Source organism: Streptomyces sp. NPDC002779 (assembly GCF_042888685.1).
GTDB lineage: Bacteria > Actinomycetota > Actinomycetes > Streptomycetales > Streptomycetaceae > Streptomyces.
Genome location: NZ_JBIAQC010000008.1, coordinates 229,351 through 244,874 on the forward strand (window position 1 = coordinate 229,351; position 15,524 = coordinate 244,874).

General features: G+C 72.0%; 15 protein-coding genes, 1 pseudogene and 1 riboswitch. Of the genes and pseudogenes, 3 read left to right on the forward strand and 13 right to left on the reverse strand.

Translation table 11 applies throughout. The features are described from left to right. Positions 1 to 201 precede the first annotated feature (201 nt). Positions 202 to 804 (forward strand): GPP34 family phosphoprotein, encoded by a 603-nt coding sequence (locus tag ACFYW5_RS23745; protein WP_389419066.1) that lies wholly within the window; start codon positions 202 to 204, stop codon positions 802 to 804. Between the two features lie 13 nt (positions 805 to 817). On the opposite strand, the gene ACFYW5_RS23750 is transcribed toward ACFYW5_RS23745, so the two are convergent. The 6 genes from ACFYW5_RS23750 to ACFYW5_RS23775 all read right to left on the reverse strand — a co-directional run bounded on the left by ACFYW5_RS23750 (position 818) and on the right by ACFYW5_RS23775 (position 6,392). Further along, on the reverse strand, positions 818 to 1,396 hold the full coding sequence (locus tag ACFYW5_RS23750) for a GAF domain-containing protein (RefSeq protein WP_389419067.1): 579 nt from the start codon (positions 1,394 to 1,396) through the stop codon (positions 818 to 820). 59 nt (positions 1,397 to 1,455) lie between these two features. Further along, the gene (locus tag ACFYW5_RS23755) at positions 1,456 to 2,073 is read right to left on the reverse strand and encodes an ATP/GTP-binding protein (protein WP_389419068.1); all 618 of its coding nucleotides are present in this window, start codon (positions 2,071 to 2,073) and stop codon (positions 1,456 to 1,458) included. Continuing rightward, the gene (locus ACFYW5_RS23760) at positions 2,051 to 2,422 is read right to left on the reverse strand and encodes a DUF742 domain-containing protein (RefSeq protein ID WP_389419218.1); all 372 of its coding nucleotides are present in this window, start codon (positions 2,420 to 2,422) and stop codon (positions 2,051 to 2,053) included. The genes ACFYW5_RS23755 and ACFYW5_RS23760 overlap by 23 nt, the downstream gene beginning before the upstream one ends. A 2-nt stretch (positions 2,423 to 2,424) precedes the next feature. Further along, entirely contained in the window at positions 2,425 to 2,859 is a 435-nt protein-coding gene (locus tag ACFYW5_RS23765; protein WP_389419069.1) for a roadblock/LC7 domain-containing protein, read from the reverse strand. Positions 2,860 to 2,945: 86 nt separating this feature from the next. After that, on the reverse strand, positions 2,946 to 4,766 hold the full coding sequence (locus tag ACFYW5_RS23770; protein WP_389419070.1) for an ATP-binding protein: 1,821 nt from the start codon (positions 4,764 to 4,766) through the stop codon (positions 2,946 to 2,948). Positions 4,767 to 5,198: 432 nt separating this feature from the next. Then, positions 5,199 to 6,392, reverse strand: coding sequence for an MBL fold metallo-hydrolase (locus ACFYW5_RS23775; RefSeq protein WP_389419071.1), 1,194 nt, complete (start codon positions 6,390 to 6,392; stop codon positions 5,199 to 5,201). A 115-nt stretch (positions 6,393 to 6,507) separates the two neighbouring features. Between ACFYW5_RS23775 and ACFYW5_RS23780 the strand changes: the two are divergent. Continuing rightward, positions 6,508 to 7,066: pseudogene (locus ACFYW5_RS23780) on the forward strand (TetR family transcriptional regulator C-terminal domain-containing protein). Positions 7,067 to 7,075: 9 nt separating this feature from the next. Here ACFYW5_RS23780 and ACFYW5_RS23785 read toward each other — a convergent pair. From ACFYW5_RS23785 to ACFYW5_RS23795, 3 genes are all read right to left on the reverse strand, one after another. Further along, positions 7,076 to 7,885 carry an SIMPL domain-containing protein gene (locus ACFYW5_RS23785; protein WP_389419072.1) on the reverse strand — a complete coding sequence of 270 codons (810 nt, stop codon included), beginning with the start codon at positions 7,883 to 7,885 and terminating at the stop codon, positions 7,076 to 7,078. Positions 7,886 to 8,007: 122 nt separating this feature from the next. After that, positions 8,008 to 8,793, reverse strand: coding sequence for an SGNH/GDSL hydrolase family protein (locus ACFYW5_RS23790; protein WP_389419219.1), 786 nt, complete (start codon positions 8,791 to 8,793; stop codon positions 8,008 to 8,010). 218 nt (positions 8,794 to 9,011) lie between these two features. Beyond that, entirely contained in the window at positions 9,012 to 9,968 is a 957-nt protein-coding gene (locus ACFYW5_RS23795) for a LysM peptidoglycan-binding domain-containing M23 family metallopeptidase (RefSeq protein ID WP_389419073.1), read from the reverse strand. A 4-nt stretch (positions 9,969 to 9,972) separates the two neighbouring features. Next, positions 9,973 to 10,140, reverse strand: a riboswitch (cyclic di-AMP (ydaO/yuaA leader). Positions 10,141 to 10,624: 484 nt separating this feature from the next. Here ACFYW5_RS23795 and ACFYW5_RS23800 point away from each other — a divergent pair. Continuing rightward, complete coding sequence (locus ACFYW5_RS23800; protein ID WP_389419074.1) at positions 10,625 to 11,410, forward strand: tyrosine-protein phosphatase; 786 nt, start codon at positions 10,625 to 10,627, stop codon at positions 11,408 to 11,410. Between the two features lie 9 nt (positions 11,411 to 11,419). Here ACFYW5_RS23800 and ACFYW5_RS23805 read toward each other — a convergent pair whose 3' ends face one another. The 4 genes from ACFYW5_RS23805 to dxs form a co-directional block, all read right to left on the reverse strand. Further along, a complete protein-coding gene (locus ACFYW5_RS23805) occupies positions 11,420 to 11,542 on the reverse strand; it encodes a DUF6126 family protein (RefSeq protein ID WP_389419075.1) in 123 nt (40 codons plus the stop codon). Next, on the reverse strand, positions 11,539 to 12,150 hold the full coding sequence (locus ACFYW5_RS23810) for a helix-turn-helix domain-containing protein (protein WP_389419076.1): 612 nt from the start codon (positions 12,148 to 12,150) through the stop codon (positions 11,539 to 11,541). Before ACFYW5_RS23810 ends, ACFYW5_RS23805 begins: the two co-directional genes overlap by 4 nt. Before the next feature lie 74 nt (positions 12,151 to 12,224). Then, on the reverse strand, positions 12,225 to 13,610 hold the full coding sequence (locus ACFYW5_RS23815; protein ID WP_389419077.1) for an aspartate aminotransferase family protein: 1,386 nt from the start codon (positions 13,608 to 13,610) through the stop codon (positions 12,225 to 12,227). Then, a complete protein-coding gene (gene dxs / locus ACFYW5_RS23820; protein WP_389419078.1) occupies positions 13,607 to 15,499 on the reverse strand; it encodes a 1-deoxy-D-xylulose-5-phosphate synthase in 1,893 nt (630 codons plus the stop codon). The genes ACFYW5_RS23815 and dxs overlap by 4 nt, the downstream gene beginning before the upstream one ends. Positions 15,500 to 15,524 lie beyond the last annotated feature (25 nt).

Below are 15,524 nucleotides of genomic sequence, written 5' to 3' on the forward strand. Positions count from 1 at the left end.
CCCGGGCGCGGGCATGCCGAAGGCGCCCGCATCCGGGGAGAGGGGTGGAATCGCCTAGCAATCTGCCGTACCTCGGCGCCCCGGTCCATCGAGGATTTCTTAAGCGGAGCCGCAGATCTCCTTCACACCGGTCCCAAAAGGACCGAAGGAGGCAACAATCAACGGGGCACACCGCACCGGCCGACCGACCTGGAGCCGCACATGAACACCGCACGGGATCTCGCGCTCGTCGCCCTGGACCCGGCGCCCGGCCGTTCCGTGGAGCAGGGCGATCTCTCGCTCGCGCTCGCGGGAGCCGAGGTGCTGGACCTGGTCGAGGCCGGGGCGCTCACGCTGGACGACGACCGCCTCGTACCGGGCGCGACGACGGCGACGGGCGACCGGCTGCTGGACGAGGCCGCCGCGGCGCTGCTGCGGAAGGAGCCGTACGAGACCGTCACGGACTGGCTGTGGCGGCGGGGCTCCGGGCTCTTCGCTGCCTACGTCGACGATCTGGAGCGGACCGGCCTGGCTGCCCGCGGGCGCGGCCCCCGCTTCCCGCGGGGGTCCGGCCGGGCGGTGCCCGTCGACTCTCCGGCCCGGGCCGGCGCCGAGGAGCGCCGGGCGTCCGGTGAGCCCGTCCTCGCCGCGCTCGCCGCGGCCGCCGGCCTGGCGGACCCGGCCGACACCGCCGAGGACCTCACCGACGACACGGTCACGACGGTGCTGGCCGCCGTGGGCGACGCGGTGATGGAACTGGAGGCCGTACGGCAGCGGCGGTCGATCGAGGACTCCGCGTTCGACAACGTCTGGCGGGGCTTCTAGACCGGACCAGGTCTCAGGGCAGCGGCAGGTCGTCGGCCGCCCGTCGTTCCAGCCGGGCGACGAGATCCGCGGCCGACGCCTTGATCGCCTCCAGGCCCGGTCTCCCCCACGGCCGTGGCTGCACGTCGGCGACGCACACGGTGCCGAGCACCATCCCCGTGGTGTCGATCAGCGGTGCGCCGAGGTAGGAGCGGATGCCGAACTCGTCGACCACCGGGTTGCCCGCGAACCGCGGATAGTCGCAGACGTCCTCCAGGACGAGCGCCTTGCGCCGGACCACCACATGGGGGCAGAACCCGTGGTCGCGCGGCAGGGTGCGGCCGACCCGCGGACTGGTGCCGTCGCCCTTCACGAACAGCGCGGCCGCCGGGAGATGCAGGCCCGCGAAGAACTGCCGGTTCTCGTCGATGAAGTTGACCATGGCGTACGGCGCCCCGGTCATCTCGGCGAGGGCGGCGGCGTAGGCGTCGAGGACGGGTTCCGTCCGCTCGCCGAGGCCGAGTCGGCGCAGCCGGTCCGCTCGGGCGGGTGCCTCCTTGTCCTCGGGCGTGAGCAGCAGTCGACCGGCCGGGCGGGGCGGGTCGTAGCTCATCGGCGCGCTCCGGGGGTGTGGGCGTATGGCATAGGAGGGCTCCGTGGGGTGTGCGGGGATCACATATGGGCGCCGTAGCCGGTCGCGGGGGCCGGAGCGTGCGCGATGAGGTGTTTGACGAGGGTCAGCAGGGTCTGGACGCCCGAGCTGGAGATCCGGGCGTCGCAGCGCACGACGGGGACCCCGGGGTCGAGGTCGATGGCGGCGCGCACCTCCTCGGGGTCGTAGCGGTAGGCGCCGTCGAAGTCGTTGATGGCGAGGATGAAGCCGAGGCCGCGCTGCTCGAAGAAGTCGACGGCGGCGAAGCAGTCCTCCAGGCGCCGGGTGTCGGCGAGGACGACCGCGCCGAGGGCGCCTTCGCAGAGCTCGTCCCACATGAACCAGAACCGCTCCTGTCCGGGCGTGCCGAACAGGTACAGGACATGTTGGGGGTCGAGCGTGATGCGGCCGAAGTCCATGGCGACCGTGGTCTCGACCTTGTTCTCGATGCCGTCGAGATTGTCGGTCGCGGCGCTGACCGTGGTGAGCAGTTCCTCGGTGCTGAGCGGTGCGATCTCGCTGACCGCGCCGACGAAGGTCGTCTTGCCGACCCCGAACCCGCCCGCCACGAGGATCTTCAGTGCGGTGGGGAAGGGGTCGGCGCCGTCGGCGTAGTCAGAGCTGTCGTCGTAGTCCATCGAGCACTGCCTCCAGAAGGGCCCGGTCAGTGGGGTTGTGGTGGAACTCGGGGGGCTTGGTGGTGAGCGCCCCGCAGTCGACGAGGTCCGCCAGCAGCACCTTGGTCACTGCCGCCGGCAGCTTCAGGTGGGCCGCGACCTCGGCGACCGATACGGGGGCGCGGCATGAGTCGAGCGCCTCCGTGTGTTCAGGGCCCAGATAGCCGAGGGGGGTCGCCCCGGTGGCCATCACCTGGGAGATCAGGTCGAGGGCGACGGTGGGCCGGGTCCGGCCGTTGCTGACCGTGAAGGGGCGCACCAGCCGTCCGGCCGCGTCATCGAGCCAGGGCCCGTCACCGGCCGCCGCCACGCTCAAGGCCTCGACGCCGACGGTTCGACGGCGTGGTGGCGGGGCGCGGTCACCAGATAGGGGCGGACGCTCTTGACCAGCATCGCCATCTCGTAGCCGAGCACGGCGGCGTCGGCCTCGCGTCCGGCCAGCACGGCCAGACAGGTGCCGGATCCGGCGGTGGTGACGAACAGCAGGGTGGAGTCGAGTTCGACGACGACCTGGCGGACGTCTCCGCCGTCACCGAAGCGGACCCCGGCGCTGCGGCCGAGGGAGTACAGACCGGAGGCGAGGGCCGCCATGTGGTCGGCGCTGTCCGCGTCGAGGCCGTGGACCGACTTCACGAGCCCGTCGCAGGACAGGAGCACCGCGCTGCTGGTGTGCGGTACGCGCTGCACGAGGCCGCTCATCAGCCAGTCGAGATCGGATGCATGGCCGGTCGGCGCTTCGCTCGCCATGGTGGATCGACTCCTTGAGGTACGAAGGTCAGCGGGAGCGCTGGGACAGGACCTGGGCGTGGGGGTGGGGGTGGGTGCGTGCGTGGTCATCCGGCTGATGCGCTCCCGTCGTGCCGGTTGGTGTGCTCGGGGCGGGACAGGTGCGCGGGGCTCGCCTGGGGTATGCGCGCCGGCGTCACGTCCGCCGCCGTGAAGTCCGCGGCCGTGAAGTCCGCGGCGAGGGCGTCGGGTCCGAGCTGGTCCGGGTGCTCGGACTCCAGGTGCTGCTGGGCCTCGGCGAGGCCGACGCCGCGCTGGAAGGCGGCCATCAGTCCGGGGTCGTGTCCGGCGAGGTGCTCGGGTTCCTGCCGTGGCGCGGGACCGTCGCGCAGTTGGGGGGCGAGGTGTTCCTGGGCGCGGCGCTTGGGCAGGTGGGGCTTGCCCATGGTGCCGCGCACGGCACTGGAGCGCGGGATGGGCGGCGCGACGGTGTGCTCGGCGACGACCGCCCGGTCCTCGGGGCTGATGCCGGGCACGGCCTCCGCGATGGTGCGCCGCTCCTCATGGGCGCCGCGCACCGGCAACGGCACGGGCCCGGAGCCGTTCGCCCTGGGCGTCGCGGCCCGGGGGCCCGGCCGCTGCGACGGGGCGTGTGCGGGGGGCGGCCCGGCCACCTGCGGCTGCGGCGCTTGCGGGGCTACGGCGGTCCCGGTGCCGCCGGGCGCGCTGCCGAGCAGGCCCTGCGGTACGACGAGGACGGCCTGCACTCCGCCGTAGATGTTGGTCTGGAGCCGGACGTTGATGCCGTGCCGCTTGGCGAGCTGGGAGACCACGAACAGGCCGATGCGGCCGTCCGCCAGCAGGCTGGCGACGTTGACCTGGTCGGGGTCGGCGAGCAGGGCGTTCATCCGCTCCTGTTCGCCGACGGGCATGCCCAGGCCGCGGTCCTCGACCTCGACGGCGAGCCCGGAGGTGACGAGGTTGGCGCGCAGCAGCACCTGGGTGTGCGGGGCGGAGAACACGGTGGCGTTCTCCACGAGTTCGGCGAGCAGATGGATGACGTCGGCGACGGCGTGTCCGCGCAGGGTGCCCTCGATCGGCGGCACGAGCTTGACCCGGGAGTACTGCTCGACCTCGGCGATGGCCGAGCGCAGCACCTCGGTCATGGAGACCGGGTTGCTCCACTGGCGGCGCGAGACGGCACCGCCGAGGACGGCGAGGTTCTCGGCGTGGCGGCGGATCCGGGTGGCGAGGTGGTCGACGTGGAAGAGGCCCTTGAGCAGGTCGGGGTCCTCGATCTCGTTCTCCAGCTCGTCGAGGATCGAGATCTCGCGGTGCACCAGCGACTGCAGGCGCCGGGCGAGGTTGACGAAGACCTCCAGCTTCTGTTCGCTGCCGGCCTGGCTGGACAGCTGTGCGGCCTGGACGACGGCGGTGACGGCCCCGTCGTGGGCGCGGGCCAGGTCGGCGGCGAGCAGTTCGAGGTCGTCGGCGTCCTCGGGCGGGCCGCTGCGCGGTTTGCGCCGGGGCGGGCTGTCGCCCCGGCGCAGGGATTCGACCAGGGCGCGCAGGTCGGCCTCGCCGCGGGCGCTGCTGCGGCGCAGGGCGCCGATGCGTTCGCTGACATACCTGGCGGTGCGGTCGGCGGCCACGGCGGCGATCACGATCCCCGAGAGGGCGACCGCGCCGGCGCCGGCGAGCATGCCCCACAGGGTGAGGCCCGGCCGGGCGCCGGTGGTGCGGACGGTGAACAGCACGGCCGCGCAGCCGGCGAGGGCGACCGCGACCGGGGGCAGCACGGCGAGCCGCAGGAGCTGCGGCCGTATGTGCGTCTCGGGCAGGCTCGGGGCGGGGCGGGCGACCGGCCGACCGTGCCGCCCGCCCTCACGGCGGTCTGCGCGTGCGGCCGGTGCGCGGAGGTGAGACATCGGTGTCCTCGTACTGTCCGTCGGGCGCGCCACCGGGCCGGGGCGCGGGCGGGCGCGGCGCCATCGCGGTGTCGGTCGGCGGGACCGAGGAATTCGGCCCTGCGTCGCCCGACGGACACTGACAGTAGTCGGCAACGCATCAGGTGCGGTGGGCAGTTGACAAACTCGTACGCGGAGCATCCACCTCTGGTATGAGCGCTCGTACGGCAGATCGACCGCCCGAAGCGGATCCCGCCACCGAACGCAAAAGCATCGATCACACCTGATCGGAAGTGGTCACAGGCGGACGACGAGGGCCGGGAAGCCCTTCGCTTCCCGGCCCTCGTCGTCCGCCGTTTCTCCGACCGGCGTCAACCCGCCGACGCCGCTTTCACACCCTCGGGGGTTTTGGCCCGACCGTCACCCGCCGTGTCGGGGTGTGTCTGCCGCTGCTCAGCGGTCACCGGCCAGATCGAGGTCACCGCGGGCGCCCTCCTCGGGCGCGGCCACCGGCTCCGGACGGCGCCAAGGGTGCGGGAGCGGCGCCGAGAGCGAGCGCCACCAGGGCTGGACGGGCAGCAGTCCGGCGGGCTCGAACGGCTCGCCGGGCCGCGGGAAGGCGGCCGCCTGGCCGGCCTCGTCGGCGGCGTCCCGGGTCCACTCCCCGGGCTCCGCCCACGCGTGCGTGGCGAGGTTGAAGGTGGCCCAGTGGATCGGCAGCAGCACGCCGTGCGGCTGTCCGCCCTGGAGGTCGAGGTGGGCGCGCATGCCCTCCTCGGGCGTCATGTGGATGTCCGGCCAGAAGTCGCTGTACGCGCCGATCTGGATCATCGTCGTGTCGAACGGGCCGTACGCGGCGCCGATGTCCTTGAAGCCCTCGAAGTACCCGGTGTCGCCGCTGTGGAAGATCCGGTGCTCGGAGCCGGCCACGGACCAGGAGGCCCACAGCGTGTGCTGGGTGTTGCGCAGACCGCGGCCGCAGAAGTGCCGGGCCGGGGTGGCGGTAAGGGTGAGCCCGCCGACCTTGGCCGACTCGTGCCAGTCCAGCTCGCGCAGCCGGTCGGGGGAGACGCCCCAGCGCTCCAGGTGGGCGCCGACGCCGAGCGGCACGGCGAACACGGTGTCCGTGCCGGCCAGCGCCCTGATGGAGGGCAGGTCCAGGTGGTCGTAGTGGTCGTGCGAGATGACGACGACGTCGACCGGGCCGAGCGCGGCCAGCGGCAGCGGCGCCGGGTGCAGTCGCTTGGGCCCGGCGAAGGAGAACGGGGAGCAGCGCTCGCCCCAGACGGGGTCGAAGAGCACCCGGTGCCCGTCGATCTCCGCGAGCACGCTGGAGTGGCCCATCCAGGTGATGCGCAGTCCGGTGGCGGGCGGGCGCGCGAGGTCGGCGAGCGTGGTGGAGTGCACGGGCACGCTGCCGCGGGGGGATCTGCGCGGGCGCTCGTCCTTGGCGAAGAAGACCTTGGCGAACTCCAGCATCGAGCCGGAGGGCCGGGTCCGGGCGAGTCCTCCGGGGTTCTGGAAGACGCCGTCCTTGAAGTGGGGCGATCTGCGGATGCGCGCCAGGCGCTCGCCGCTCGGCTCCGCGCCGAAGCCCGCCGGCTCCAGCGCACGGAGCACGGAGCTCAGGGAACGGAAACCGGTCACGGTACCTCCATGTGGAGTCGTCGAGGCATCCCATTATGGTCGGCCCCTCCGACAACGCCCTCGGCCCGGCCCGCCACACTCGACCGCACCCTCGTCACGCGCCTCACCCTGTTCCTTGGGCCCCGGTACGCCGGGCGTGGCGGCGGTGAGGATCGCCGACGTGGCGTCGGCGCTCGGCGTGAGCAACGTTCTGGTGCTGTACCACTTCTCCAGCAAGGAGAAGCTGGTCGCCGCCGCCTTCGCCCACGCGGCCGAGGACCCTGGCCCAGTTGCGCAAGCTGCTCGGGCGCCGGACGACCGCGCTGCGCCGGTTGCGCGCGCCCGTGCGCCGGTACGCGCCCACCGGCCAGGCCAAGGGCTGGCGGCTGTGGATCGAGGGCTGGGCCGCGGCGCTGCGCGAACCCGCGCTGCGCGAGGTCACCCAGACCCTCGACACGCAGTGGAAGGCGGCCCTCGCCGAGGTCATCGCCGAAGGGGTGGCCGCGGGCGAGTTCCGCTGCCCCGACCCGGCCGGCGCGGCCCTGCGCCGGACGGCCCTGCTCGACGGGCTCGCCGTCCAGCGGACGTCCTACCCGGGCGCGCTGTCCCGCGCGCGTGCGCAGGAGTGGGCCGACGAGGCGCTGGCCCGGGAACTGGGTGTGGAGCGGGAGGCGTTGACCGCGGCGGCGCGGTGAACCCCGGAATCAGTCCAGCTCGTAGACGGCCGTGACCCGGACGTCGTCCTGGATCTCGCCGGGCGCGATCGGCACGCCCACCCCGCTCCCGGCCACGTCGGCGGGGGCCGGGACCGGGGAGGGGCCGCCCGACACGCCCTCGGTGAGCGAGATCAGCCGGCCCAGGTGCCGTCCGCTGAGCCGGGCGTACTGGAGCGCCTTGGCGTGCGCGTCCTTGTGCGCGGCCGTACGCGCGCGTGCCCGCAGTTCGGTGCGGTCGGCGACGTCGAAGACGACCCCGTGGATACGGCCCGCGTCGCCGGTGGCGTCCGTGACGGACTGCAGGATCAGGCCGGTCCGCGCCACCATGCGGATCTTCAGGGAGAAGTTCTGCGCGGCCTGATACCCCGTCAGCGTGGAGTTGCCGTCCTGGTACTTGTACACCGGCGTCAGGGACAGCCCCTCGGTACGCACGTCCTGCTCGGCCACCCCGCGCTCGCGCACCGCGTTCAGCAGGGCGTTCGCGGCCTTGCTCTGGGCGTCCTGGGCGGCCTGCGCGGTCTTGCCGACGGCCTCGACGCCGACGCTGACGACGGCCAGATCGGGAACGGCGGTCGCGGAGCCGACCCCGGTCACCGTGATGGTCGACGACACCGGCGAGCTGCGCACGGCCGAGGCGGCGGGGCCGGCCGGAGCCGTCACCGAAACAGCAGCGGGGCTCGCCGGCGCGGCACCGGCGCCGGCCAGCGCGGTCGCCGGAGCGGCCGCGAGGAGCGGCAGACCGAGGGCGAGGAGGGCGACGGCGACGGTGGCGGTGGGACGGGGCAGCGGTACGGTCATGGCCGACCTTCCGGGCGTGCGGACGGGACGGGCCCATCCCAGCACCGGGGTCCGCACGCGCGCGTGCACCACTCCCCCGCCGTCACCTCACTGGTCGAGCCCGCCCCGGCCCCGCGCCTGCCTCAGACGGCCGTCTCGATCCACATCCTGATGTCGCCCGGCGACAGACTGCCCTTGGCGATCACATGGTCGCCCGACGACTCCCCCCGCAGCCGCCGCCCGAACCACGGCACCAGGTACTCGCGTGCCCACTGCACATCGTCGCGCCGGATCTCCAGGGTCCCGCGCGGCGGCAGCGGCGGCCAGGGCTGGTCCGGGTCGGCCGGTACCTCCAGACCGAGGACCTGTCCCGCGCGCAGCGCCACCCGCGTGTGCCCCTCGGGCGACAGATGCAGCCGGTCGGTGTCCCAGGCGCGCCGGTCCTGCACGGTCTTGAGGGACCACAGGTCCAGCACCGGGCAGCCGTACCGGTCGGCGATGGCCCGGACATGGAGGTTGTACGTGGCGATCTTGCCGCGCAGATGCTTCAGCACCGGCACGCCACGGGTGTCGAAGCCGGTGGTCACCATGACGGTGCCGGCGGCCTCGGTGAGCCGGGCCACGGCCCGCTCGAACCGCTCGGCGACCTCGTCGGGGTCGGTGCCGGGCCGGATGATGTCGTTGCCGCCGGCGCAGAACGAGACCAGGTCCGGGGCGAGTTCGAGCGCCCTCGGGAGCTGGTCGGCCACGATCTGGTCCAGCAGCTTCCCGCGTACGGCCAGGTTCGTGTAGCGGAAATCCCCCTCGGGGCGGCGGTCCGCGAGCAGTACCGCGAACCGGTCGGCCCAGCCGACGAACGCCCCGTCCGGGCCGGGGTCGCCGACGCCCTCGGTGAAGCTGTCCCCCAGCGCCACGTACGACCCGATCACTGCTCTGTTGTCACTCTTCGAATCGTCTGCCACACCGGGTCATGATTCACCTTCTAATGTGACCTACGCGACCGTAGGCAGGGGTTGACGGTCGGTGAGATACCCCACTCTTCAAGGCTTCACCAATTCCGGAATAAAAACACCGAAGGCCGGACCCGGGGATCTGGGTCCGGCCTTCGGTGGCGTGTCGGACAGGTGGTTCCTCAGCGGCGCGTCCGTCAGACGGAGACGCCCTTCGCGCGGAGGTAGGCGACCGGGTCGACGTCCGAGCCGTAGTCCGGCGTGGTGCGGATCTCGAAGTGCAGGTGCGGGCCGGTCGAGTTGCCGGTCGAGCCGGAGAGACCGACCTGCTGGCCCGCCGTCACCGACTGGCCGCTGGAGACGGACAGCGAGGACAGGTGGGCGTACTGCGCGTAGTGGCCGTCGGCGAGCCGGATGACGACCTGGTTGCCGTACGCGCCGGCCCAGCCGGCCGAGACGACGGTGCCCGCGCCCACGGCCTTCAGGGAGGTGCCGGTCGGCACGACGAAGTCGACGCCGGTGTGGTAGCCGCTGGACCACATGCTGCCCGCGACCTTGTAGGCGGTGCCGACCCCGGCGCCGGAGACGGGGGAGCTGAAGCCGCCGGCGGAGCTCTGCGCGGCCTGCGAGGTGGTGGCCGCCTCGGACTCCGGAGCCTGCGAGGACTCCGCGGCCTCGGAGGACTTGGCGGAGCTCGACGAGGAGGACTCGGCGGACGAGGACTTCGTGGAGGACTTGGCGGCCGGCTTCTCGGCGGTGTCCGTCGTGGCGGCTCTCTTGCCGATCGACAGCTTCAGGCCGGGGTGGATCAGCGCCGGGTCGTCGCCGACGGCCTCACGGTTGTCCGCGTAGAGCTTCTCCCAGCCACCGCTGACGTTCTGCTCGTTCGCGATCTTCGAAAGGTAGTCCCCCGAGCGCACCGTGTACGTCGTGGCGGTGGCCTTCTTCGCGGTGGCCTTCTTCTCGGCCGCCTTCTTGTCCGCGGTCTGGACCGACTGAACGGCCTTCTCCGGAACGGACTGCGACGGGGCCGCGTGGGCGCCGGTGGCCCCCAGGAGCGGGAGGGCGAGTGCGGCGCCACCGGTGCCGGCGACGGCGATCGAGCGAGTGAAGCGCAGGGCCTTGGGACGGCGGTGCTTACCCTTCGCGGGCATGGCGATTTCCTCTCCGGCGCCTACGAGGTGAGCTGTCGGGTGCGGACTGGAGATGTCCGGCCGCGCGCTGGGCGCGACTTGACCCCGAGCCTGTTCCGGGAACCGGACCAGGCGGTGGTGCCTGTGGGTCCCCCGCTCCTGCCGTGCACGGGTGAGTGGGTGCGGGTTCCGAGCAGCGGCAGGATTAGGCGTTCCGCTCGGAGTGGTGGCGAACGTAAGCGACCAAGACGCAAAGGGACAAGCAGAAGGTTCCACATGAAGCCGTACCTCTTGATCCCTTGTGGGAATTCCTCGTCACTTTGCGTGCATTAAGGAGGGGCCGTTCCCGCAAACGCCCTTGAGAAACGGGTGAATTACGTGAACATGACGGGCGACACTCGGTCACGGATATGACGCTGCTCACGTGACGCTGCTCCACACCCCTTTATTCCAGAGCGAGTTGGAAGGAAGGCTGCAATTCGGACAGAACGCTCAGAAGCGGCGCAGATGGAGAACTGTCACATCATGGTCGACGCGCTAACCCGCGATGAATCAGCAGGATTTCCACGGTGTTCGCCCGTTTTGCCGCATTCAATGAGCGGCCGGTATGCATGTCGTATCGTCAAGGCGTGCCCGTCGGCGAGCCGAGCCGGCGGGATCCGGTGGGAGGAGCCCCAGTGACGCAGCAGGTCCCGTCGACCGAGCCCGAGCTGGCCGGAGTGCGCAACTTCCGTGACGTGGGCGGGCTGCCGACCACGGACGGACGGCGGGTGCGCTACGGCGTGCTGTTCCGCAGCGGCCACCTCGCGCACGCGACCGAGCAGGACACGGCGTTCCTCGACTCCCTCGGCCTGCACACGATCTTCGACTTCCGCAATGTGGCGGACCAGAAGCTGGAGGGCCCCGACGTCGAGCTCACGGGTGTCCGGAATGTGAACCTCCCGCTGTCGGACCCCGCGGACGGCGCCGAGTTCTGGAAGATGGTCCGCGACGGCGAGATCGAGCAGCTGCGGCAGATCCTCGACGACGGCAAGGCCGCGAACCGGATGATCGAGTCGTACCGCACGATCGTCAAGGAGCGCACCGCCGAGCACTCCCAGGTGCTGCGTTCCCTGGCCGAGGACAGCGTTCCGGCCCTGATGCACTGCGCGGCGGGCAAGGACCGGGCCGGCCTGTCGATCGCGGTGACGCTGCTCGCCCTCGGCGTGGAGCGAGAAGCGATCCTCGCCGACTACCTGGAGTCCAACGCCAAGCACCGCCGCTACAAGGTGCAGCGCAACAACACCCACACCCCCGAGGTCATGGAGCTGCTCAGCCCGCTCTTCGACGCGCGCGCCGAGTACCTCACGGCGGCCTTCGACACCATCGAGGAGACCTGGGGCGACGTCGACACCTACCTGGAGCAGGGGCTCGGCATCACCCCGGAGATCCGGGAGCGGCTGCGGGAGCGGCTGCTCGACTGAGCCCGGCGGCTACTGCCCGGCCCCCAGCTCGAAGAGCAGATAGATGAACGCGGCGAAGACATGGCCCACCGCCAGGTAGATGACCAGCCGGATCCACAGGGCGCGCGGGAACTTCTCCTCCATGTCGCTCATGGCGTCTCTCCGGGGGTCGGGCCCAGGCACAGGGCGGCCGTGGGGCTCTGCAGCAGGGTGTGGACGAACAGCAGCTCCACGCCGTCCGGGTCCAGGGCGGCGATGCGGTGCGGGGTGAGCGAGTCGAAGTGGGCGCTGTCGCCCGGTGCGAGCCGGTGCGCGGTGTCCCCGAGGCGCAGCCTCAGCCGCCCGGTGAGGACGTAGAGCCATTCCTCGCCGGGGTGCACCCGCACGATGTCGCCCTGGGAGCCGAAGGGGACGTGCAGCCGCAGCGCCTGCATCCCCCGGCCTGGCGCGCCCGCCTGCCGGTACGTCCAGCCGCCGGCCGCCGTCGGTTCCATGTCGGCGGCGCGGATGACGGCGTCCCGGTCGGCGACCGTCTCGCCGAGCAGTTCCGAGACGGTCGTACCGTAGATGCGCGCGAGCGAGAGCAGCATCGGCAGCGAGGGCTGGCGCTGTCCCGTCTCCAGACGGGACAGGTGGGCCGGCGACAGACCGGCGGCGCGGGCCGCGGCCTCCAGGGTGAGGGCGGCCTGGCGTCGCAGGGCTCGCAGCTGCGGCGCCACCGCGGGCAGGTCGCCGTCCGGCCCGGTCTCGGGGGAGCTCATGCCCTCCATTCAGCCGGAGCCTTGCCTCTACGGCAAATTCCTTGCCTCAGAGGCAAGCCCGCCACGGGGTGGCCCTACCGGTTGGCGACGGCCTGCTTCACCAGCGTCTTGCCGAAGTCCCACATCAGCCCGCCCCCGCTGTGCGCGTCGTCCATCACCTCGGTGAAGGCGTCCACGAACCGCTCGACCTCCCGCTCCCCGACGATCAGCGGCGGAATCAGCTTGATCACCTCCAGATGGTCGCCGGAGACCTGGGTGAGGATCCGGTGCCGCTGGAGCAGCGGTACGACGACCATCTGCGCGAAGAGTCCCTTGCGGGCCGCCTGGAGCATGGTCCACCGGCTGCGCAGCTTCAGGGAGGAGGGCCGGCCGAACTCGATGCCGATCATCAGGCCCCGGCCGCGTACGTCGGCGAGCAGCTCGTACTTGTCGACCAGGGCCGCGAGCCGGGACTTCAGCAGCTCGCCGGTGGCGCGGGCGTTCGCGACGATCTGCTCGTTCTCGATGACCGAGAGCACGGCGAGGCCGGCCGCCATGGCCTGTGCGTTGGAGCCGAAGCTCGCCGAGTGCACCAGCACCCGGTCCATCGAGGAGTAGACCTTCTTGAAGATCCAGTCCTTGCCGAGGGTGGCGCCGACCGGCACATAGCCGCCGGAGAGCGCCTTGGCCACGCAGACCAGGTCCGGCTCGACCCCGTCCTCGTGCTGGTAGGCGTAGAAGTCCCCGGTCCGGCCGAGCCCGGTCTGCACCTCGTCGGCGATGAGCAGCGCCTTGTGCCGGTGCAACAGGTCCTGGGCGGCCCGCAGATAGCCGGGCGGGGCCTCGTGCACGCCCTTGCCCTGGATCGGCTCGACGATCAGGGCGGCGACGTCGCCCTTCTTCAGCTCCCGGGCCAGGGCGTCGAGGTCACCGAGGGGGACGGCGGTGTCGGACAGCAGCGGCCCGAAGCCGTCGCGGAAGCCGTCCTCGCCGTTGACGGACAGGGAGCCGGTGGTCAGGCCGTGGAAGGAGTGGTCGCAGTACAGGACGCGCGCCTTGCCGGTCGCCCGCCGGGCGAACTTCAGCGCGGTCTCGACCGCCTCCGTGCCACTGTTGCCGAAGAACACCCGGTCCAGGTGCGGGCTGTGCGCGAGCAGCTTCTCGGCGAGCAGTCCGGGCAGGGGCTGGCAGTCGAAGCGGGTGAGGTCGGCGAGCTGGGCGTCGAGGACGTCGTGCAGCGCCTTGCGGACGACGGGGTGATGGCGGCCGAGGCCCATCACCCCGAACCCGGCGAGCATGTCCAGGTGTTCCTGGCCCTCGGCGTCCCAGAAGTAGGCGCCCTCGGCGCGCTCGTAGACCTTGTCGAAGCCGATGGTGTGCAGCATGCGCGGGAGCTGGTGGTTCAGGTATCTGCCGTGCAGCTCGTAGCGCTCGGCTCCGCGCTCGGCCAGCAGTGCGCCGAGGTCGAACTCCGTGGTCATTCCGCTGTCTCCTTGACTGGCTCCTGGACGGCCAGGCTCGCGCCGATCCGTCCGGCGACCTCGACGGGGGTGAGGCCGATGTCGGCCAGTACCTCGCCGCGTTTGGCGTGGGCGAGGAACTGCTCGGGGATGCCGAAGCGCCGTACCGGCACGTCGACGTCGGCGTCACCGAGGGCCAGCGCCACGGCGGCGCCCACTCCGGCGGCCCGGCTGTTGTCCTCCACGACGGCCACCAGCCGGTGCCCGGCGGCCAGCGCGGGCAGCGCCGGGTCGACGGGCTTGACCCAGCGTGGGTCCACCACCGTGCAGTCGATGCCCCGGGCCGCGAGCAGCTCCGCGGCCCGGAGGCAGACGGGGGCCATCACGCCGACGGCGACCAGCAGCACCTCGGGCCGCTCCCCGCGGTGCAGCACGTCCAGGCCGCCGACCCGGTCCACCGCCGGGATCGCCGGGCCCACCGACTCCTTGGGGAACCGGACGAGGGTCGGCGCGTCGTCCACGGCGACGGCTTCCCGCAGCTGCGCCCGCAGCTGGTCGGCGTCGCGCGGCGCGGCGATCCTGAGGCCGGGCACGACCTGGAGGATCGACATGTCCCACATGCCGTTGTGGGAGGCGCCGTCGACTCCGGTGACCCCCGCCCGGTCCAGGACGAAGGTCACCCCGCACTTGTGCAGGGCCACGTCCATCAGGAGCTGGTCGAAGGCGCGGTTGAGGAAGGTGGCGTAGACGGCGACGACGGGATGGACCCCGCCGGTGGCGAGCCCCGCCGCGGACACCGCGGCATGCTGCTCGGCGATGCCGACGTCCCAGACCCGGTCCGGGAACCGCTGGGCGAACCTGCCGAGCCCCACCGGGTGCAGCATGGCCGCCGTGATCGCCACGACGTCCTCGCGCTCCTCCCCGATCTTCACGATCTCGTCGCCGAACACCGACGTCCAGGAAGGCCCGCCCGCGGGGACGAGGGACTCGCAGGTGAGCGGGTCCATCGCACCGACGGTGTGGAAGTGGTCCTCCTCGTGCGCGAGGGCGGGTTCGTAGCCGCGGCCCTTCTCCGTGAGGCAGTGCACCAGGACGGGCCCGTGGAAGCGCTTCGCGCGGCGCAGCGCGGACTCGACGGCGCCGATGTCGTGCCCGTCGATGGGCCCGACGTACTTCAGGCCCAGGTCCTCGAACAGGCCCTGCGGGGCGAAGGCGTCCTTGAAGCCCTTCTTGGCGCCGTGCAGGGACTCGTAGAGGGTGTGGCCGACCAGGGGCGTGCGCAGCAGGACGTCCTTGCCCCAGGCCAGGACCCGTTCGTAGCTGTCGGTGGTGCGCAGGGTGGCGAGGTGGTTGGCCAGGCCGCCGATGGTCGGGGCGTAGGACCGCTCGTTGTCGTTGACGACGATGATCAGCGGCCGGTCCTTGGCGGCCGCGATGTTGTTCAGCGCCTCCCAGGCCATCCCGCCGGTCAGCGCACCGTCGCCGATGACCGCGACGACATGGCCCTTCCCGCCCTGCACCTGGCGGGCCTTGGCGAGCCCGTCCGCCCAGCCCAGCGCGGTGGAGGCGTGGCTGTTCTCGACGATGTCGTGCTCGGACTCCTCGCGCGAGGGGTAGCCGGACAGGCCGCCCTTGCCGCGCAGCTTGGAGAAGTCCTGACGCCCCGTCAGGAGCTTGTGCACATAGCTCTGATGGCCGGTGTCCCACACGATGCGGTCGACCGGCGACTCGAAGACCCGGTGCAGGGCGACGGTGAGTTCCACCACCCCCAGGTTGGGCCCGAGGTGCCCGCCGGTCCTGGCGACCGCGTGCACCAGGAACTCCCTGATCTCCTCGGACAGTTGCCGAAGTTCCGGCTCGGACAGCGCCTTCAGGTCGCGTGGTCCCCGGATGCTCTCCAGAATCGTCATGTGCGGGCCCCCTTCGGTCCGTGGT